Genomic DNA, 19,285 nt, shown 5'->3' on the forward strand with positions numbered 1-19,285 from the left:
GCTATTCGCCGCCTTCGGCGGGCGTGCAGTGCAGTTTCGAAGCCCAACCCAGGGCCCGGAGCGGCGGCAGGCTGAAATGGCCGCTGTCCGGGTCCGCATCCCAATAGGCCTGCGTCTTGTGGCTCCGGTCGCCTTCCACGCCGATGCCGCTGGATTGCGGGCGGACGCCCGTATCCGCATCGATACTGCAGGCCAGGAGCGCGCCCTTGGGCGGCAGGGACACCGCGTCGGTGATGGTGCAGGGTGCGCCGCCGGGCTCCGGCGCGGAGAACAGAAAGGCAAAGCGCGCGCCATCCTGTTGCAGGACGAAGACCGTACCCTGCTCGAGCAGGACGAAGCCCGATTTGGGCGCAGCGGCAAAACCCGCCAGGGTCTTGGGGACGGCGTCGGGCCGCAGCGCATTCAGATAATTGATGTTCGTGCACGAGACGCCGATCAGGCCCTGCGCCTTGGCCGCGATGGCCGGCGGCGCCGGGAACGCCTGCTGTTCGGGGTCACCTGCTGCGGGCGCGGCGAGGGCCGGGGCGCAGCACAGCATGCCGCCCGCCAGGGCCAGGGCGGACGGGAGAGGGTTGCGAGAGCGTCGCTTGAACATGGTGCCTCCCTTGGGTCGGTGTCTCGAGATGCCTGTATTCAATGCGCTCGCACCAGCGCGACGCGCCGGTTCTTGGCGCGGCCTTCTTCGGTCGTGTTCGTCGCCACGGGGGCCATCATGCCGGCGCCCGCTGGCGTCAGACGGCCGGCCGCGATGCCGTATTGGGACACCAGGGCGGTTTTGACCGCCTGGGCGCGCCGTTCCGACAAGCGCACGTTGTAGTCGTACTGGCCCTGGCTGTCGGTGTGGCCGACGACCAGCAGGGCGAGATCGGGCTGGGCGCTCAGCAGCGCGGCGATTTCTTTCAGCGTCGGGGCGGATTCGGGCTTGAGGGTCGCTGCGGCCGTGTCGAAATAAATGCCGTAGAGCGAGATGCTGCCGTCCTGATCGATGGCCTTGCGCATGTCGTCCGCCTGCACGGCGACCATCTTCCGGTCGCGAGCCTTGGGTTCCAGGGCATGGACGATGGCGATGGTCCGGCCATTGAGCGCCTTGCAGTACGTGTTGCCGTTGAGCTGATAGGTCTGCACGGCCAGCCAGGCGGTGGCGTCGCCGCGCGGGATGCGCGCCGCAAAGAAACGTTGATCGTTGATGCGCGAAGTCAGCGCGCAGGCGCCGTTCGAGAACGCCTTGTCCTTGAGGTCGCTGTCGTAGAAGAAGTGCTGCGTCAGGCTCATCTTGCCGCCTCCGCCTTCAGAGGCGCGATGCGGATCGCCGCCGCACGCGTCGAGCTTGCATTCAAAGGCCACGCTGCCGCCCGCTGCCGTGACTTCGTCCTGGTAGTTGCGCAGCACTTCGAGGGGCGAGCGGTTCGCCGGCAGCACATAGGCTAGGCGTGTCAGGGTGCCCGCGGCGGTCTCGGCCTGTTCGGGACGGTAGACGCGATTATTGCGTCCGTCGCGTTCGTCCGCCGTGGCGCTGGGCTTGAGCGGCGAGAGGGGGATGTCCAGTTCGGCGTAGTCGTGGCGGGTGTAGGAGACGATGAAGGCGCCTTCATAGCGCTTGAGCAAGGGGCTGTCGGCCGCATTCGGGATGTCGGCAGTGGGGATCACGGCATCGGCCTGGCAGGGGCCGGAAACGAGGGCGGCCGACCACAGGGCCAGGCAGCACGTGAACAGGCGGAAGTTCGGCATGGAAGGCTCCGGAGAGGATCGGCCCTGGGGTGACCCCGGGATTACGTCGGACGATCGTAGCCGGGCGGCTGCCTGCCGTATTGGATAAAACGGACATGGGGTGATCTTGGGTGATGCGAGCGTGTGTCAGCTCAGCAGGGCCAGCGGACGGATCGCGCCTGCCTGGTGCCGTCCGATCAGCGTGGCGGCGGCGACGTTGCGTTGTTCCAGTCGGAACGCCTGCGGCGTCCAGCCGATGAAGCGCCGGAAATCGCGGATCATGTGGGATTGGTCGGCGTACTCCGCCTGCCATGGGTTCGTCGGCGGCAGTTCGCGGGCCAGGCTCAAGGACGAGGCCAGCCGCAGGGCGCGGTATTTCATGGCCAGGGTCTTGGGCGACATGCCATAGCCTTCCAGCGTGATGCGTCGCAATTGCCGGGCGCTCACGTCGAGTTGCGTGCAGAGCGTGTCCAGGCTCAGAGCGGGTGAGCGTTCGAGCCAGGCGTCGATCCCCGCGAGCCGCAACATCCCCGGATGGGACGCGCGGCGCGGACCGTGCATCAGGAAACGTTCGATCAGACCGACATGCGCGCCGTTCAGCGGGGCGGCTTGCAGGCGTTCGATGATTTCGGCCGTCGCCGTTTCACCCCAGAGCGCCGCGCCGTCCACCAGCGTGTCGACGCATTCATGGGCGGGCATGGGCAGGCAGCGGGCCCATCCGCCGGGCAGCAGGCCGATCGTGAGCAGTCGGCAGCCGGCGCTCAGCATCAGGCGGTAGGCGCCGCAGGTGGGACCCAGGAGCGTCACGGGCGGCGCGTCGATGAATGGGCCGCCGTCCAGCGCCACCCGGCTGTGACCGTCCAGCCGCACAAAGAGATTGGGCAGCATGGCGGGCAGGATCTCGGTCCGGGGCTCGGCGATGCCCTCGACCACGGCATGCATGGTCAGGGCGGCTTGCGCCCAGGGGGATGGCAGAAAATAATCCAGTCTCATGCGATCCCCTTGCGCCCCGGTGCTCAAGCCGTGTTCCGGGCGTCCTCGATCAAGAGTTGTACGCTGCTGCGTCCCCCCCAGGTATTGCAGTCCAGCCGATAGACGGCTTCGATGGTGTCCGGCAGGGGTTCCGCGTGATTGAACCAGATGGCGTCGAGGCGCAGGCCGTCGCGCTCCAGGAACAGCTTCAGGTGCTTGTCCTTCAGCAGGCGCTGATGCAGGACGTGGAAACGGTCCTGGAACAGCGGCGGCGGGAATCCGGCGCCCCAGATCTGGTCGGCCAGCAGCCCGGCGGTTTCCACGGTCAGGTAGTCCGGCTCCAGCGAGCCGTCGGTGTCCAGGCGCGGCTCGAAGGATTCGCGTCCGCCCAGGGTGCGCACGGCTTCGTCGAACTGCTGCGAAAAATCGTCGAAGGCGGCGGTCTTCAGGGTCAGGCCGGCCGCCATGGCGTGGCCGCCGAATTGCAGGATGGCGCCGGGCAGGCGTTTGCTGACCAGGTCCAGCGCGTCGCGCAGGTGGATTTCGGGAATCGAGCGGCCCGAGCCGCGCAGGGTGTCGCCGTCGTCCGGCGCGAAGGCCAGGGCGGGGCGCCAGTAGGTTTCCTTCAGGCGCGAGGCCACCAGGCCGATCACGCCCGGGTGCCAGCCGGGTTGCCAGACGCAGACGCTGGCGGCGCGGGTCTCCTGGGCGTGCGTGTCCAGGTGCGCCAGGGCCTCGTCGCGCATGACGGTTTCCCGGACGCGGCGTTCACGGTTGATTTCATCCAGCGCTCGGGCCAGTTCCAGGGCGCGCCCGGGGTCGTCCTCCAGCAGGCAGTGGATGCCCAGGCTCATGTCGGCCATGCGGCCGGCGGCGTTGATGCGCGGCCCCAGGGCAAAGCCCAGGTCATCCGTGCCGGCCCGTGACGGATCGCGGCCGGCGACCTCGAACAGCGCGGCCAGCCCGGCCTGCATCCAGCCTTGGCGGATGCGCCGCAGCCCCTGGCCGACCAGCAGCCGGTTGTTGGCGTCCAGGCGGACCACGTCGGCCACCGTGCCCAGGGCCACCAGGTCGGCGTAGGCTTCGAGCTTGGGTCCGCCTTTGGGCGGCAGCGCGCCGCGCGCCCGCAGCGCGGCGCGCAGGGCCAGCATGACGTAGAAGATCACGCCCACGCCGGCCAGGTGCTTGGAGGGGAAGCCGCAGCCCGCCTGGTTGGGGTTGACGATGGCCAGGGCGTCGGGCAGTGCGGGGCCGGGGAGGTGGTGGTCGGTGACGATGACCTCGATCCCGGCGGCGCGTGCCGCCGCAACGCCTTCCAGGCTGGCGATGCCGTTGTCCACCGTCACCAGCAGGTCGGGCTTGCCGGCCGGATGGCGGCAGGCCAGTTCGACCACGGCTGGGGACAGGCCGTAGCCGGTCTCGAAGCGGTTGGGGACCAGGAAATCGACCCGCGCGCCCATGTCGCGCAGGGCGCGCACGGCCACGGCGCAGGCCGTGGCGCCGTCGCAGTCGTAGTCGGCCACGATCAGCAAGCGCCGTCCGGCCTGGATGGCGTCGGCCAGCAGTTCGCCGGCCTGGGCGACGTGGCTGAGTCTGCTCGGGGGGATCAGCGCGGCCCATTCGGTCGGACCGACCTGATCCAGCCCGCGGGCGGCCCACAGGCGGGCCAGCAGGGGATGGGCGCCGGCCTGCGTCAGGGCCCGGGTCCGGGCCGCATCGGCGGCGCGCGCGAGAATCAGCGGTTGCACCACCAGCGCCTCCAATCGAGCGGACGCAGGCGCCGCAGCCAGCCTGCGCGCGTGTCCAGTGCTACGGTCTGTTCGCGTCCCGTCAATACCACTGTGGGCGTGGCGTCGGCCAGGGGCGCGAAGCTGTGTTGCTCCAGGCCCGCCAGCGCCTCGATCCAGCCGCCCCAGTCCTGGGCCGCGGCGTGCGCTTGCAGCGCGGTTTCGATCCTCAGATCGTCCGGCAATGGGCGGCTCAACTGGCTGCGCCGTGCCCCGCCGTACAGCCACAGGCTGTTGATCGGGGCCAGGCCGTCCTGTAGTCGCTGCTGGTTGACGGGATGCTCGTACCAGGCCATCTGCAGGCCGTTGACCAGACGTCGCCAGGGGCGCGCCGCCGCGTCCTGCGGCCACCAGTCGTTGACGGCGCTGACGGCGACCAGCGCCGGGCTGGCGCAGGCCAGGCGGATGGGTTCGGGCCAATGCACCCGCCAGGTCTCGGGAGTGTCCGGCGTCAGGGTGATGCCGCTGTCCTCGATCAGTTCACGGGCCGATTCCAGCAGGGCGGCGGACTGTTCGGCCGTGATCGTCAGCGTGTCGGCCGGCAGCAGGGCCGCGCCGTCGCGCGAGGGCGCCATATGGATCAATTCCGCCAGCCAGACCGGCTCGTCGTCGGCGCCGGGCAGGCGCAGCGGCCCCAGACCTGCGCTAATATGCTCCTCTTGTGCCGGCGCGAATCCGCGCGCCTGGAGCAGCCAGTGTTCCAGCGGCGTGCACCACGTGTCCGCAGCCGGACAGGCCGTCGATCGGGGCGTGCCGAGGCCCAGCCAGCGGGCCAGGGTGGGGGCGCGTTGCGCCAGATGAGGCGCCAGCTCGGCGGCCACCTCGGGTTCGGGCAGAGCCCCGGGTATCACGATGTGCATGGCAGAATTGTAGGATCAATCGGACAAGGATGACGATACGCATGGCGTATGAATGGTGGATAGGGGTGCGCTACGCGGGCCTGGCCCGCGCAGGGCGGGGCGGACGCCGGGGCGACCGCTTCGTGTCCTTCGTGGCGGCCAGCTCCATGGCGGGCATCGGCCTGGGGGTGGCGGCCCTGATCATCGTCCTGTCGGTGATGAACGGTTTCCAGACCCAGGTGCGCGACCGCATGCTGTCGGTGCTGCCGCACATTGAACTGTATGTGCCGGGCACCGACCACGAGCAGGTGCTGGCGCGTTGGCGCGATCTGGCCGGCATCGCCCGTCAGGATCCGGCGGTCCGGGGGGCGGCGCCGTTCGTTGCGGCCCAGGGCATGCTGGCGCGCGGGCAGGGGCTGAGCGGCGTCCAGGTGCGCGGCATCGATCCGGCCATCGAGCCCGAGGTCTCCGATCTGGCCGGCCAGATGAGCACGGGCACGCTCAAGAGCCTGACCCCGGGGTCTTTCAGCATGGTGGTGGGCAGCCAGATCGCCGGGTCCTTGGGACTGAAGGTCGGCGACACGGCTTTGCTGCTGGCTCCCCAAGGCTCGATCTCGCCGGCGGGTTTCTCGCCGCGCATGCGCCAGTTCACCGTATCGGGGATCTTTTCCTCGGGCTATTACGAATACGACGCCTCGCTGGTGTTCATCAACGTGCAGGATGCCGCCAAGGTGTTCCGCGACAGCGGCGTGAGCGGCGTGCGCCTGCGCATCGCCGACATGCAGCGTGCGCCCCAGGTGGCCCATTCGCTGCTGGAGCGGATGCCGGCAGGCGTGCGGGCCATGGACTGGACCCAGAACAACCGCACCTGGTTTGCCGCCGTGCAGACCGAGAAGCGCATGATGTTCCTGATCCTGACGCTGATCGTGGCGGTGGCGGCCTTCAATCTGCTGTCCTCGCTGGTGATGGCGGTCAAGGACAAGCGTTCGGACATCGCCATCCTGCGTACTCTGGGAGCCACGCCGGCCGAGATCGCGCGCATCTTCCTGATCCAGGGGGCCCTGATCGGCGTGGTGGGCACGCTGGCCGGCGTCGCGCTGGGCACGCTGATTGCCTACAACGTGGACGTGATCGTGCCCTGGATCGAGCGCCTGCTGGGCATCCAGTTCCTGCCGCAGCAGATCTATTTCATCAGCGAACTGCCGTCCAATCCGCAGTTGAGCGACATTGTCGTGATCGGCGGCACGTCCCTGGTCCTGTCCCTGCTGGCCACGCTGTATCCCAGCTGGCGGGCCTCCCGTCTGCAACCTGCCCGAGTGCTGCGCCATGACTGATTCCATCGTCACCGACGCCGTGCTGCGCGCCGAGCGCCTGGTCAAAACGTATGACGAGGGCGCCGGCCGGGTCGAGGTCCTGCGGGACGTCAGCCTGGCCGTCCATGCCCATGAAATGGTCGCCGTCGTCGGGGCCTCGGGGTCGGGCAAGAGCACGCTGCTGCACGTGCTGGGCCTGCTGGACGAAGCGGACGCAGGACAGTTGTGGATTGCCGGCCAGGCCGCCACGGGGCTGGACGAACGCAGCCGCAGCCGCTTGCGCAACCGGGCGCTGGGCTTCGTCTACCAGTTTCACCACCTGCTGCCGGAATTCACCGCGCTGGATAATGTGGCCATGCCCCTGATCGTGCGCCGCTGCCCGCGCCCGGAGGCCCGGGAGCAGGCGGCCGCGATGCTCGATCAAGTCGGCCTGTCCGCCCGGGCGGCGCATTTCCCGGGGCAGTTGTCGGGCGGCGAGCGCCAGCGCGTGGCCCTGGCGCGGGCGCTGGTGACCCAGCCGGCCTGCGTGTTGGCCGACGAGCCGACCGGCAATCTGGATCGCCATACGGCGGCCGCCATGTTCGATCTGCTGGCCCGCATCAACCAGGATCTGGGCACGGCCTTTGTCATCGTTACGCACGATCCGGCGCTGGCGGCCCTGGCGCACCGGCGCTTCTACATGGAGGCGGGGGTGCTTGCCGAGCACACGGAAACGGCCGGGTAGGGCGCGGACCGTTCAAACGGAGTTCCCATGCTGATCGACACTCACTGCCACCTGGACGCTCCTGAATTCGATGCGGACCGGCCGGCCGTGATCGAGCGGGCGCGGCAGGCGGGCGTCCGGGGCATCGTGGTCCCGGCGGTCATGCGCGCCAACTTCGAGGTCGTGCGCGATCTGGCGCATGCCACGCCGGGGGTCTGCTATGCCTTGGGCATCCATCCGCTGTACGTCGATCGGGCCGGTGACGACGACCTGGATGCGCTGGACGCAGCATTGGCGGCGGCACGGGATGATCCCAAGCTGGTGGCGATCGGCGAGATCGGCCTGGATTTTTTTGTACCTGGGGTGAATACCCCCGAACTGCGCGCGCGCCAGGAACAGTTCTACGCGCGCCAGTTGGACTTGGCGCAGCGCCACCGCCTGCCGGTGCTGCTGCACGTGCGCCGGTCCCAGGACACGCTGCTCAAGCACCTGCGCCGCCGCCCGCCCATCGGCGGCATCGCCCATGCCTTCAACGGCAGCTTCCAGCAGGCGGAACAGTTCATCGCGCAGGGCTTCGCGCTGGGCATGGGTGGGGCCATGACCTTCGAGCGCGCCCTGCAGATCCGCCGCCTGGCGGCCGAATTGCCCGTCGAGGCCCTGGTGCTGGAAACCGACGCGCCCGACATCCCGCCTGCCTGGTTGGGGCGCGGCCCGGACGGTCGGCCACGGCCCGTGCGCAACGAACCGGCGGAAACGGCCGGCATCGCCCGCATCCTGGCCGGATTGCGTGGCCTCGATACCGCGGCGCTGACCGCGCGGTGCGCCGCCAATGCTCGCCGGGTGCTGCCCCGGCTGGCGCGCGTCCTGGGCGAAGCGGATGGCGCGTAGCTATTCGTGCTGAAGAATGTTGACGAGCGTGCCGAGCGGGTCCCTGATGTAGAACCGGCGGACGCCCCACGGCTCGTTGGCGGGGCCGTACTCCACGGGAATCCCGCTTTTCCGCACGCGTTGCAAGGCTTCATCGAGGTCATCCACCTCGATGGACAGGTCAGGTACGGGCGTGTCGGAACCGCCCTGGCTTGCGAAGCTGACCTGGACCGTCATTTTGTCGGGGCTGGTGTACGTGCGAAGCCAGCCGTGGTCCATGGCGAGTTCGAGACCCAGAATATCCCGGTAGAACGCATCCACCGCGGCGGGTTCGGGTGTCGGGATGTTGGCGACGATTCGTTTGACCTTCATGGGACCTCCGGATGTGCGGGTTGCCAACCCCACAGCTTATTGAAGCCGGACGTTTTTCCGCAAGCGGGTCTTGCCAGGCACTGCGTGGTTTCCCCCATGGACCGGGATGCGCGTGAGGCGTTCCGGCGGCCCGTTCATCCCCTAAGCTGAAAGAGGATTCGTTTTCGGGGGAAGGCATGCTCGGGCGCGCGATGACGGCGGCGGGACTGGGCGGCGTGCTCGGTGCCCATGGTCTGGTCGATCTGCCGGGAAGCGGTGCGCTGGCGCTGGCATCCGGCGTGCTGGGGCTGGCGGGGTGGGGAATATGGCGTGCGAGCGCGCGCGGGTCGGAACGGCCCGGTGAGGCCGGGCATCGCGATGTGTTGGCGGGGGCGGGTCGGACGCGTGCCGCTGCCCTGTTGCGCGGCGCGATGCTCTGCCTGTTGGGCGCCTGGGCCGGCTTCACGTTCACCGTGCTGTGCGCCCAGGCGCGCCTGGACCAGACGCTGGCCGACGGCAATGTGGACCGTGTGTCGCGCGTCACGCTGCGCGTCGACAGCCTGCCCAAATTGCAGCCGGACCTGCTGGCTTTCGACGCCGTGGTGCTGGATGCGCATCCCGGCGGCGTGCCGGAGCGCATCCGGGTGCGCTGGCCGGCCGGCGGCTGGCGCGGTCCCTATGCGCCTGCTCAGCCGCCCGATCCGCCGTTTCCCGAAGTGCGTCCGGGGCAGATCTGGCGCATGGCCCTGGTGCTGCGGCCGGTGCGCGCGGCGCAAAATCTGCACGCGTTTGATTACGAAGCCCATGCTTTCGCCGCCGGGATTCGTGCGCAAGGCACGGTGCGCGGCACGCCGGAATGGCTGCGGGATGAGGACTGGGCCGGGCTGTCGGTGATTGCCGGACGCGCACGTCACGTAGTGCGCGAGGCCATGGCCCCTTATCTGCAGGACCTGCGCTATGGACCGGTGCTGCGGGCCCTGGCCATCGGGGACCAGGATGGGGTGGACGCCGCCGACTGGACGGTCTTCAACCGCACCGGGATCACGCATCTGGTGTCCATCAGCGGTTCGCACATCACCATGCTGGCCGGGGTGGGGGGGCTGGCGGTATCGGCCCTGTGGCGCCGCCTGCGCTGGCGCGGCCGTTGCCTGGCGGAACGTTGGCCGGCCCGTCGGGCGGGCGCCGTCGCGGCGCTGCTGGTCGCCTGGCTCTATTGCCTGCTGGCGGGGTGGGGCGTGCCTGCGCGGCGCACCTTCATGATGCTGGCCGTGGTGGCGGGCGCCCAGGCGCTGCAATTGCGCATCAGCGGTTCGCGGGTGCTGGCCTTGGCGGCTGTGGCTGTGGTCGTGACCGATCCCTGGGCGGTGCTGGCAAGCGGGTTCTGGTTGTCGTTTCTGGCGGTGGCCGTGTTGCTGGCGGTTGGTGCGCGGGTGGAGGAGGCGTCCCGGCCCGAGCGGCGTCGCGACCGTTGGCTGCGCGGCCTGAGGCTCGCCGCGCGCCTGCAGTGGGCCGTGACCTGGGCGCTGGCGCCGCCGCTGGCCTGGAGCTTTCACGAAGTCTCGCTGGTGTCCCCGCTGGCCAATGCTTACGCCATTCCGGTCATCGAACTGTTGGTCACGCCCCTGTCGCTGCTGTTGGCGGCCGTGGCGTTGGTGCCGGGTCTGGAGTCCGTCGCCGCCGGCCTGGCCTGGCTGGCGCATGGGGCGCTGGCCTTGATGATGCGGCCGACCGCATGGCTGGCGGCCTTGCCGGCCTGGCCGGTGCCCGTCGGGCCGGCGTGGGTGTATCTGCTGGCCATGGCCGGGGCGGCGGTGGCGCTGCGGCCGGGAGGCGGGGCCAGGGCCTCGGAGCCCGTCGACCCGGCGCGGAGCGGGCATGGCGTGGCGAGGGGGTGGGCCGATACGGTCCGTCGCCATCGCGCCTGGGCCTGGCTGGCCTTGGCGCCGATGTTGCTGTGGCCGCCGGACCGCCCCGGCGAAGGCGAATGGGATCTGCATGCGTTGGATGTCGGGCAGGGCAGCGCGCTGCTAGTCCGTACGGCGCGCCACACCTTGTTGTTCGATGCGGGCGCTCGCCATGCGCGGGACGCCGACGAGGGCGCCCGCACCCTCATCCCGGCCTTGAAGGCCCTGGGCGCAGGCCGCCTGGATGTCCTGGTCATTTCTCATGCCGACCTGGATCACGCCGGCGGCGCGCGCAGCGTGCTGACAGCGGTGCCGGTGGCGCAGGCCTTCAGCTCCTTCGATCTGGGATCCTGGTTGCGTGCCGAAACCCGCAAGCTGGGCGCCCAGGACACACCGCTACCCTTGGCGGCGGTCCCATGCCGCTTCGGCGACCGCTGGCGCATGGATGGCGTCGAGTTCGAATTCCTCTGGCCGCTGGACGTGCGCGCACGCCGCAAGGGTGCCGAAGCCAACGCCGGTAGTTGTGTGCTGCGCATCCGCGGCGCGCACCACAGTGCGCTCTTGACGGGCGACATCGAATTTCGCACCGAATCGGCCCTGGTCGAACGTGGACTGACCCCAGTGGACATCGTCGTGGCCGCGCATCACGGTTCGCGCACGTCCTCGTCGGCAGCCTTTGTCGATACCGTCGCCGCCCGTCACGTGATCTTCCAGGCGGGCGCCTGGAACCGCCATGGCCACCCGGACGCCGCCGTGCTGGACCGCTGGCGTCAGGCCGGTGCGATCCTCTGGCGCACGGATCAGCAAGGCGGGATCAGTGCCCGGTCGCGCGGGGCTGGATTGTCGCTATCCAGTGTGCTGGAGTCGTCCAGGCGGTATTGGCATGGGCGGCGTCCGATGCCGCCTTGACGGGGGCGGGAGAATCCGCCTGCCGATTCGATTCGATCCGACCCGCTGGCGCGCGGATCTGCAAGACGGGGTAAATGCCCGGTCGCGCAGGACCGGCTTGAAGAGGTACAGTGTTCTGGAGTCGTCCAGATGTGGTTGGCACGGACGGCGCCCGTAGGGATCCACAGCACGATCTCTAATGGTTTTCGCGGTCTTGCGCGAGCGCGCGGGATCGGCGATGATCCGGCAGCCGTCCAAAAGACGACTGTGGTCCTTTCGAGAATGCCCCGGATTCGGGACTTCTCTTGCGGGCTTGTGAAAAATCCAAAAGATTTTTGCGACCTATGACACAGACACCTCTGAAGTTCTACGTGCCCGAGCCCTCGGGGCGTCCCGGCCAGGCGACCGACTTTGCCTATCTGCGCCTGCAGCCCGCCGGTGCGGCGCGCAAGCCTCCCATCGACATCACCCCCTACGACACCCGCGACCTGGCCATGGGTCTGATCCGCGTGCTCGACGACCAGGGCGAAGCCCAGGGACCTTGGGCCGAAGACCCGCCCGACGACGAATTGCTGCGCCGCGGCTTGCGCGCCATGGTCAAGACGCGCATCTTCGATGCCCGCATGGTCATCGCTCAGCGCCAGAAGAAGACCTCGTTCTACATGCAGTGCCTGGGCGAGGAGGCCATCGCCATCGGCCAGTCGCTGGCGCTGCGCGACGGCGACATGCATTTCCCGTCCTACCGCCAGCAGGGCCTGCTCATTGCGCAGGACTACCCCCTGTTCGACATGCTGTGCCAGATCTTTTCCAACGACAAGGATCCGCTGAAAGGCCGCCAGTTGCCGGTGCTGTATTCCGTGCCGGAAAAAGGCTTCTTCACCTTGTCGGGCAACCTGGGGACGCAGATGCCCCAGGCGGTGGGCTGGGCCATGGCCTCGGCGATCAAGGGCGATACCCGCATCGCCTGCGGCTGGATCGGCGACGGCGCCACGGCCGAATCCGACTATCAGGCGGCCCTGCTGTTCGCGCACGTGTACCGGGCGCCGGTGATCCTCAACGTGATCAACAATCAGTGGGCGATCTCGACCTTCCAGTCCGTGGCGGGCGGGGAGGGCATCACGCTGGCGGCGCGCGGCATCGGTTCGAACGTGGCCTCGCTGCGGGTGGACGGCAACGACTTCCTGGCCGTCTACGCCGTGTCGCGTTGGGCCGCCGAACGGGCGCGCAACAATCACGGCGCCACGCTGATCGAATGGGTCAGCTACCGGGCCGGGCCGCACTCCACCTCCGATGATCCGTCCAAATACCGGCCGGCCGATGACTGGTCGCGCTTCCCCCTGGGAGATCCGATCTCGCGGCTGAAAGAACACATGATCAAGCGCGGCATCTGGTCCGAACAAGAGCACCAGGAACTGCAAAAGGCCTGCGAGGCCGAGGTCGTGGCGGCCCAGAAAAAGGCCGAGGCCCATGGCACGATGGCCACGGGACGCACCAGCAGCGTGGCGACCATGTTCGAGGACATTTACAAAGACATGCCGGAACATTTGCGCCGGCAGCGCCAGGAGCTGGGGGTATGAGCATGGCACAGGACAAAGGCAAGACCCGTCCCATGACGATGATCCAGGCCCTGCGATCGGCCATGGACGTGATGCTGGAACGGGATGACAATGTCGTCGTCTTCGGCGAGGACGTGGGTTATTTTGGCGGCGTGTTCCGCTGCACGGAGGGCCTGCAGGCCAAATACGGCCAGTCGCGCGTGTTCGATGCGCCCATTTCGGAAAGCGGCATCGTGGCGGCGGCGATCGGCATGGGGGCCTACGGCCTGCGGCCGGTGGTCGAGATCCAGTTCGCCGACTATTTCTACCCGGCGGCCGACCAGATTTTCTCCGAGGCCGCGCGTCTGCGCTACCGCTCGGCGGGCGGCTATACCGCGCCGCTGACGATCCGCATGCCCTGCGGCGGCGGGATCTTCGGCGGCCAGACCCACAGCCAGAGCCCGGAGGCCCTGTTCACGCACGTCGCCGGTCTGCGCACGGTGATGCCGTCCAACCCCTACGACGCCAAGGGCCTGCTGATCAGCTCCATCGAAAATGATGATCCGGTCATCTTCCTGGAGCCCAAGCGCCTGTACAACGGTCCCTTCGACGGCCATCACGACCAGCCCGTCGTGCCCTGGTCCAAGCACCCGCTGGGCAATGTCCCCGAGGGCTACTACACCGTGCCGCTGGACTCGGCCTCGCTGTACCGCGAAGGCCGGGAACTGACCGTGCTGACCTACGGCACCATGGTGTACGTGGCCGAGGTCGCCGCCCGCGAGGCCGGTATCGAGGCCGACATCCTCGACCTGCGCAGCCTCTGGCCGCTGGACATGGACGCGATCCTGAATTCGGTGCGCAAGACCGGCCGCTGCGTGGTGCTGCACGAGGCCACCCGTACCAGCGGCTTCGGCGCTGAACTGTGCTCGCTGGTCCAGGAGCATTGTTTCTATCATCTGGAGGCCCCGGTGGAACGCATCACGGGGTGGGACACGCCCTATCCCCATTCGCACGAATGGGCTTATTTCCCCGGCCCCAAGCGGGTCGCGGAGGCGTTCAAGCGCGTGTTCCGGGAGGCATAATGGGTATCCACATCATCAAGATGCCGGACATCGGCGAAGGCATCGCAGAAGTCGAATTGGTCGAATGGCACGTCCAGGCGGGCGATGCCGTGGTCGAGGACCAGATCCTGGCCGACGTCATGACCGACAAGGCCACCGTCCAGGTGCCGTCCCCGGTGCATGGGCGTGTCGTGTCGCTGGGCGGCAAGGTCGGTGACGTCATGGCGGTGGGTTCGGAACTCATCCGCCTGGAAGTCGAAGGCGAGGGCAACGAAAGCACCGTCGGGGCGACGTCCCGGGCGGCCTCGGCGCCTGCGGCTGCGACCGCATCGGCGCCCGCCGCGCCGCAGCCGCAGGCGCGGCCCGAGCCCCAACCTGAACCTGAACTCGACGAGTCCCGCCCCGCAGGCCGCGCGACAGCGCCCGAACACGCAGCGCCCGATCCGGCGTCGGTGGCGCGTGGCGCTCAGGCGGCGCACGCGGCTTCGCATGCGCCGTCCCGCCCGGAAGGGCAGCGTCCGCTGGCTTCGCCGGCCGTGCGCCGCCGCGCCTGGGACCTGGGCATCACCCTGCAATACGTGCCGGGCACCGGCCCCGCCGGCCGGATCACGCACGGCGATCTGGACGCCTGGCTGGCGCGCGACCGCAACGCGACCTCGAACCGCACCACCGGGACGCTGTACGCATCCCACGATGAGGAAACCGAGATCCCCGTCATCGGCCTGCGGCGCAAGATCGCCCAGAAGATGCAGGAATCCAAGCGCCGCATTCCGCACTTCACCTACGTCGAGGAAATCGACGTGACGGAACTGGAATCGCTGCGCGCGCGGTTGAATGCCTTGCACAGCGCCCAGCGCGGCAAGCTGACGATGCTGCCGTTCCTGGCGCGCGCCATGGTGCTGGCCCTGCGCGAATTCCCGCAGATCAACGCCCGCTACGACGATGACGCGGGGGTGGTGACTCAGTACGGGGCCGTGCACCTGGGCGTGGCGGCGCAGACGCCGTCGGGCCTGATGGTGCCGGTGCTGCACCATGCCGAAACCCTGGACCTCTGGTCCTGCGCGGCAGAAGTCGCACGCCTGGCCGAGGCGGCCCGCCAGGGCAAGGCGGCGCGCGACGAACTGACCGGCTCGACCATCACGCTGACCAGCCTGGGACCCTTGGGCGGCATCGTGTCCACGCCCGTCATCAACCATCCGGAAGTCGCCATCGTCGGCGTCAACCGCGTGGTCGAACGCCCCGTGTTCCAGGAAAGCCGGGTCGTGGCGCGCAAGCTCATGAACCTGTCTTCGTCTTTCGATCACCGCGTGGTCGACGGCATGCATGCCGCCGAGTTCATCCAGTGCATCCGGCGTTATCTGGAGTGCCCGGCGCTCTTGTTCGTGGAGTAAGCAGCATGTCCAATCCCATCAATACGACTTTGCTCATCATTGGCGGCGGCCCCGGCGGCTACGTGGCCGCCATCCGCGCCGGCCAGTTGGGCATCCCCACCGTGCTGGTCGAAGGCGACGCCCTGGGCGGCACCTGCCTGAACATCGGCTGCATCCCGTCCAAGGCGCTGATCCACGTGGCCGAGCAGTTTCACGCGCTGCAAGGCTATGCCGGCGATTCGCCGCTGGGCATCCGCGCCCAGTCGCCTGAACTCGACCTGGCGCGCAGCGTCGCCTGGAAGGACGGCATCGTCAAGAAGCTGACCACGGGCGTGGGCGCGCTGCTGAAAAAGCACAAGGTGACGGTCGTCCAGGGCTGGGCGCGCATCGTCGACGGCAAGACCGTGGACGTTGATCCTGTCGCCAAAGGCAAGGCCGGCGCGCCTCAGCGCATTCGCTGCGAACACTTGCTGCTCGCCACGGGGTCGGAGCCCGTCGCGCTGCCCTTCATGCCTTTCGGCGGTCCGGTGATTTCCTCGACCGAGGCGCTGTCGCCCAGGAAACTGCCGAAATCCCTGGCCATCGTCGGCGCGGGCTATATCGGCCTGGAACTGGGCATCGTCTACCGCAAGCTGGGCGTGAAGGTCGATGTGATCGAGGCCCAGGACCGCATCCTGCCCGTCTACGATGCCGACCTGGTCAAGCCGGTGCACGCCGCGCTGAAGTCCCTGGGCATAGGTCTGCATTTGCAGACCCAGGTGCTGGGCCTGAGCGAGGACGGCAAGGGCTTGCGGGTCCAGTCGGGCAAGACCGAGGACGTCCTGCCTGCGCAGCAGGTGCTGGTGGCCGTCGGCCGCAAGCCCCGCAGCCGGGGTTTCGGACTCAGTTCCCTGATGCTCGACATGGACGGCCTGGCGGTGCGTGTGGACGACCGCTGCCGCACCTCGATGAACGGGGTCTGGGCCATCGGCGACCTGACGGGCGAGCCCATGCTGGCGCACCGCGCCATGGCGCAGGGCGAGTGCGTGGCCGAGCAGATCGCCGGCCACACGCGGCGCTTCGTGCCGGCGGCGATCCCGGCGGTGTGCTTCACCGACCCGGAAGTCGTCACGGCGGGCCTGTCGCCGCAGCAGGCGGCCCAGGCGGGCATCGACGCGATCGACGCGTCCTTTCCGCTGGCGGCCAACGGCCGGGCGATGACGCTGGAGTCGACCGATGGCTTCGTGCGCGTGGTGGCGCGTCGTGACAATCACCTGATCCTGGGCTGGCAGGCCGTGGGGCGGGGCGTGTCGGAATTCGCCGCTGCCTTCGGCCAGTCCATCGAGATGGGCGCGCGGCTGGAGGATGTCGGCCACACGATCCACGCCCACCCGACCCAGGGCGAGGCGATCCAGGAAGCCGCCTTGCGGGCGCTCGGGCAGGCGCTGCACGTCTGATCCGGAGGCTCCATCGGGCGCGGCGAGGTCCTGGAGGGCCGCGCCGCGCCTCGTCATGTTTAAATACAGGGGTCTGTCCGACTCGAGGTTCTCCCATGTCTTCCGCTTCCCCCGCCGCTCAATCCGGCCCGGCCGACGAGCCTCGCCTGGATTTCGTCGCGTGCGCCAGCCCGTCGGGCCTGCATCGCATGGCGTACTGGGAATGGGGCGATCCGGATAACGACCGGGTGCTGGTCTGCGTGCATGGGCTGACGCGTACCGGGCGGGATTTCGATCCGCTGGCGCGCGCGCTCAGCCAGGAATACCGCGTGGTCTGCCCCGACGTCGTCGGGCGCGGGCGCTCGGACTGGCTGATCGATCCGCTGGGCTACGTGATTCCCCAATACGTGGCTGATCTGGCGACCCTGGTCGCCCGGCTGCGGCCGGCACGGCTGGACTGGGTCGGCACGTCCATGGGCGGGCTGATCGGCTTGGGGTTGGCAGGCATGGCGGCGGTGTCGCCCGCCCTGCGTCCTCCCAGGGGGGCGTGGGGGCTGGGCGCCGCGCCCGATCTGCCGCTGGGCCGCATGGTGTTCAACGACATCGGCCCCGCGCTGAATATGGACGGCCTGGCGCGGATCGGCGAATACGTCGGCCAGGACTTGCGCTTCGACCGCTACGAACAGGCGGTGGATTATGTGCGGACCGTGTCCGCCGGCTTCGGGCCGCACGACGCGGCCGGCTGGGATGCGCTGACCGAGCACGTGTTCCACGAGCAGGACGGCCAGTGGGTCAAGCATTACGACCTGCGCCTGGCCCAGCCTTTCGCCCTGCAGACGCCCGAAGCCACGGCTGCCGCCGAGGCCCTGCTGTGGCAGGCCTGGAGCCATTTGCCCGTGCCCTCCCTGATCCTGCGCGGCGCGCAGTCCGATCTATTGACGCCGGCCACCGCACAGCGGATGCTGGCATGTCATACGCGCACCCGTCTGGTCGAGTTCGACGGAGTGGGGCATGCGCCGACCTTGCGGGATGAGGCGCAGATCGCGGCGGTGCGTGATTTCCTGCTGGCGCCCTGATTGTTGAACGGTTGAATCCGTACGAACCCGGCGGGCTGCCCGCCGGTGCGTTGTCCGCGTACCGGAGTCCATGCCTTTGAACGTTGACCTGCACAGCCATTCATTTCACTCTGACGGGGTCTTGCCGCCCGCGCAGGTGGCTGCCCGCGCCCGCGCGCAGGGGGTGGACTGGTGGGCGCTGAGCGATCACGACGAGACCTCCGGCCTGGCCGAGGCGGCTGCGGCGGCGCGCGAATTGGGCCTGGGCTTCATTCCCGGGGTCGAGGTTTCCGTGACCTTCTGCGAACGCACGATCCACGTGCTGGGTTTGAACATCGACCCGGATCAGCCCGATCTGCGGGCGGGCCTGGCCGGCATCCGCCGCAGCCGCTTCGAGCGCGCCGGGATCATCGCCGAGCGGCTGCGCGAGTGCGGCATCGCCGATGCCTACGAAGGCGCCTTGCGGCACGTGGACAACCCCGAATTGATCGGCCGCGTGCATTTCGCCCGCCATCTGCTGGAACAAGGCCATTGCAAATCCCTGCAGCAGGCCTTCGACCGCTATCTGGGCGAGGGCAAGCGGGCCTTCGTGCCGATGCGCTGGCCCAAGCTGGAATCGGTCGTGCCGTGGATACGCGCAGCCGGCGGCAAGGCGGTGATCGCCCATCCCGGGCGCTACCGCTACACGCCGCAGCAGTTCGATGCGCTGTTTGACGCCTTCAAGGCGCAGGGCGGCGTCGGCCTGGAGGTTGTCTCCAGCGGCCATACGCCCGCCCAGTGCCGCCATTACGCCCGTGTCGCGCAGGCCTGCGGCTTCCAGGCTTCGCGCGGTTCGGATTTCCATGCGCCGGGCATCCCCCATACAGAATTGGGCCGGGTGCCGCCGTTGCCGGACGGTTTGACGCCGGTCTGGCAAGATTGGATCTGAGTCGGATCCGAGGAGTACTGCATGAACAAGGCTTTCGTCAAAGAGTCGGACAACGACGAGGACGACGACCTGCCCGAATCCCAGGCCTTGCCCGCCGGGACCAAGAACTACATGACGGTGACCGGTTATCGGGCGCTGAACGACGAACTGATGCGTCTGATGAATGTGGAACGGCCCGAGGTCGTGTCCGTCGTGTCCTGGGCGGCGTCCAACGGCGACCGTTCGGAAAACGGCGATTATCTGTATGGCAAGAAGCGGCTGCGGGAGATCGACCGCCGCATCCGCTACCTGACGCGCCGACTGGAATCGGCCGAGGTCGTCGATCCGGCCCAGCAGCCCAGCCGCGACCAGGTGTTCTTCGGCGCAACCGTGCATTATTGCGACAGCCGGGGCGAGGAATTCACCGTTACCATCGTCGGCGTGGACGAGGCCGAACCCCTGGCCGGCAAGATCAGTTGGGTGTCGCCCGTGGCCCGCGCCCTGATCAAGGCGCACGAGGGCGACACCGTGACCTTGCGCACGCCTTCGGGGATTGAAGAGCTGGACATTCTGGACGTGGTCTACCCGGACCCCTGAACGGTGGAAGACGG

17 protein-coding genes are annotated in these 19,285 nt (G+C 68.7%); 11 read left to right on the forward strand and 6 right to left on the reverse strand.

Annotated features, from left to right (window positions below; all coding sequences use genetic code 11):
- Position 1: 1 nt before the first annotated feature.
- The 5 genes from ACFO0J_RS13225 to ACFO0J_RS13245 all read right to left on the reverse strand — a co-directional run bounded on the left by ACFO0J_RS13225 (position 2) and on the right by ACFO0J_RS13245 (position 5,326).
- Positions 2-595 carry a hypothetical protein gene (locus ACFO0J_RS13225; RefSeq protein WP_376813564.1) on the reverse strand — a complete coding sequence of 198 codons (594 nt, stop codon included), beginning with the start codon at positions 593-595 and terminating at the stop codon, positions 2-4.
- 38 nt (positions 596-633) lie between these two features.
- Positions 634-1,728, reverse strand: a complete 1,095-nt coding sequence (locus ACFO0J_RS13230; protein ID WP_376813565.1) for an OmpA family protein — start codon at positions 1,726-1,728, stop codon at positions 634-636.
- Between the two features lie 126 nt (positions 1,729-1,854).
- Positions 1,855-2,700 carry a helix-turn-helix transcriptional regulator gene (locus ACFO0J_RS13235; RefSeq protein ID WP_376813566.1) on the reverse strand — a complete coding sequence of 282 codons (846 nt, stop codon included), beginning with the start codon at positions 2,698-2,700 and terminating at the stop codon, positions 1,855-1,857.
- 23 nt (positions 2,701-2,723) lie between these two features.
- Entirely contained in the window at positions 2,724-4,430 is a 1,707-nt protein-coding gene (gene recJ / locus ACFO0J_RS13240) for a single-stranded-DNA-specific exonuclease RecJ (protein WP_376813567.1), read from the reverse strand.
- Positions 4,415-5,326: a hypothetical protein gene (locus ACFO0J_RS13245; RefSeq protein WP_376813568.1), complete on the reverse strand. Its 912-nt coding sequence runs from the start codon at positions 5,324-5,326 to the stop codon at positions 4,415-4,417. The genes recJ and ACFO0J_RS13245 overlap by 16 nt, the downstream gene beginning before the upstream one ends.
- Before the next feature lie 41 nt (positions 5,327-5,367).
- Here ACFO0J_RS13245 and ACFO0J_RS13250 point away from each other — a divergent pair, with 41 nt between their 5' ends.
- The 3 genes from ACFO0J_RS13250 to ACFO0J_RS13260 are packed head-to-tail and all read left to right on the forward strand — an operon-like array spanning position 5,368 to position 8,209.
- On the forward strand, positions 5,368-6,639 hold the full coding sequence (locus ACFO0J_RS13250; RefSeq protein WP_376813569.1) for a lipoprotein-releasing ABC transporter permease subunit: 1,272 nt from the start codon (positions 5,368-5,370) through the stop codon (positions 6,637-6,639).
- Entirely contained in the window at positions 6,632-7,342 is a 711-nt protein-coding gene (locus ACFO0J_RS13255; RefSeq protein ID WP_376813570.1) for an ABC transporter ATP-binding protein, read from the forward strand. The genes ACFO0J_RS13250 and ACFO0J_RS13255 overlap by 8 nt, the downstream gene beginning before the upstream one ends.
- Before the next feature lie 27 nt (positions 7,343-7,369).
- A complete protein-coding gene (locus tag ACFO0J_RS13260) occupies positions 7,370-8,209 on the forward strand; it encodes a TatD family hydrolase (protein WP_376813571.1) in 840 nt (279 codons plus the stop codon).
- Here the strand turns inward: ACFO0J_RS13260 and ACFO0J_RS13265 are convergent, their stop codons facing one another.
- Entirely contained in the window at positions 8,210-8,560 is a 351-nt protein-coding gene (locus ACFO0J_RS13265; protein ID WP_376813572.1) for a VOC family protein, read from the reverse strand.
- 176 nt (positions 8,561-8,736) lie between these two features.
- On the opposite strand from ACFO0J_RS13265, the gene ACFO0J_RS13270 reads away from it, so the two are divergent.
- The 8 genes from ACFO0J_RS13270 to greB all read left to right on the forward strand — a co-directional run bounded on the left by ACFO0J_RS13270 (position 8,737) and on the right by greB (position 19,271).
- Positions 8,737-11,352 (forward strand): ComEC/Rec2 family competence protein, encoded by a 2,616-nt coding sequence (locus ACFO0J_RS13270; RefSeq protein WP_376813573.1) that lies wholly within the window; start codon positions 8,737-8,739, stop codon positions 11,350-11,352.
- 323 nt (positions 11,353-11,675) lie between these two features.
- Positions 11,676-12,908, forward strand: coding sequence for a 3-methyl-2-oxobutanoate dehydrogenase (2-methylpropanoyl-transferring) subunit alpha (locus tag ACFO0J_RS13275; protein ID WP_376813574.1), 1,233 nt, complete (start codon positions 11,676-11,678; stop codon positions 12,906-12,908).
- Entirely contained in the window at positions 12,905-13,948 is a 1,044-nt protein-coding gene (locus tag ACFO0J_RS13280; protein ID WP_376813575.1) for an alpha-ketoacid dehydrogenase subunit beta, read from the forward strand. Before ACFO0J_RS13275 ends, ACFO0J_RS13280 begins: the two co-directional genes overlap by 4 nt.
- Positions 13,948-15,318, forward strand: a complete 1,371-nt coding sequence (locus ACFO0J_RS13285) for a dihydrolipoamide acetyltransferase family protein (RefSeq protein WP_376813576.1) — start codon at positions 13,948-13,950, stop codon at positions 15,316-15,318. Before ACFO0J_RS13280 ends, ACFO0J_RS13285 begins: the two co-directional genes overlap by 1 nt.
- A 5-nt stretch (positions 15,319-15,323) precedes the next feature.
- On the forward strand, positions 15,324-16,733 hold the full coding sequence (lpdA, locus tag ACFO0J_RS13290) for a dihydrolipoyl dehydrogenase (RefSeq protein WP_376813577.1): 1,410 nt from the start codon (positions 15,324-15,326) through the stop codon (positions 16,731-16,733).
- A 95-nt stretch (positions 16,734-16,828) separates the two neighbouring features.
- Positions 16,829-17,788, forward strand: a complete 960-nt coding sequence (locus ACFO0J_RS13295) for an alpha/beta fold hydrolase (protein WP_376813578.1) — start codon at positions 16,829-16,831, stop codon at positions 17,786-17,788.
- A gap of 70 nt (positions 17,789-17,858) precedes the next feature.
- Positions 17,859-18,695: a PHP domain-containing protein gene (locus ACFO0J_RS13300; RefSeq protein WP_376813579.1), complete on the forward strand. Its 837-nt coding sequence runs from the start codon at positions 17,859-17,861 to the stop codon at positions 18,693-18,695.
- A gap of 21 nt (positions 18,696-18,716) precedes the next feature.
- Positions 18,717-19,271 carry a transcription elongation factor GreB gene (gene greB / locus ACFO0J_RS13305; RefSeq protein WP_376813580.1) on the forward strand — a complete coding sequence of 185 codons (555 nt, stop codon included), beginning with the start codon at positions 18,717-18,719 and terminating at the stop codon, positions 19,269-19,271.
- Positions 19,272-19,285: the final 14 nt, after the last annotated feature.

This window comes from Castellaniella hirudinis, from assembly GCF_042651965.1.
GTDB lineage: Bacteria > Pseudomonadota > Gammaproteobacteria > Burkholderiales > Burkholderiaceae_B > Castellaniella > Castellaniella hirudinis.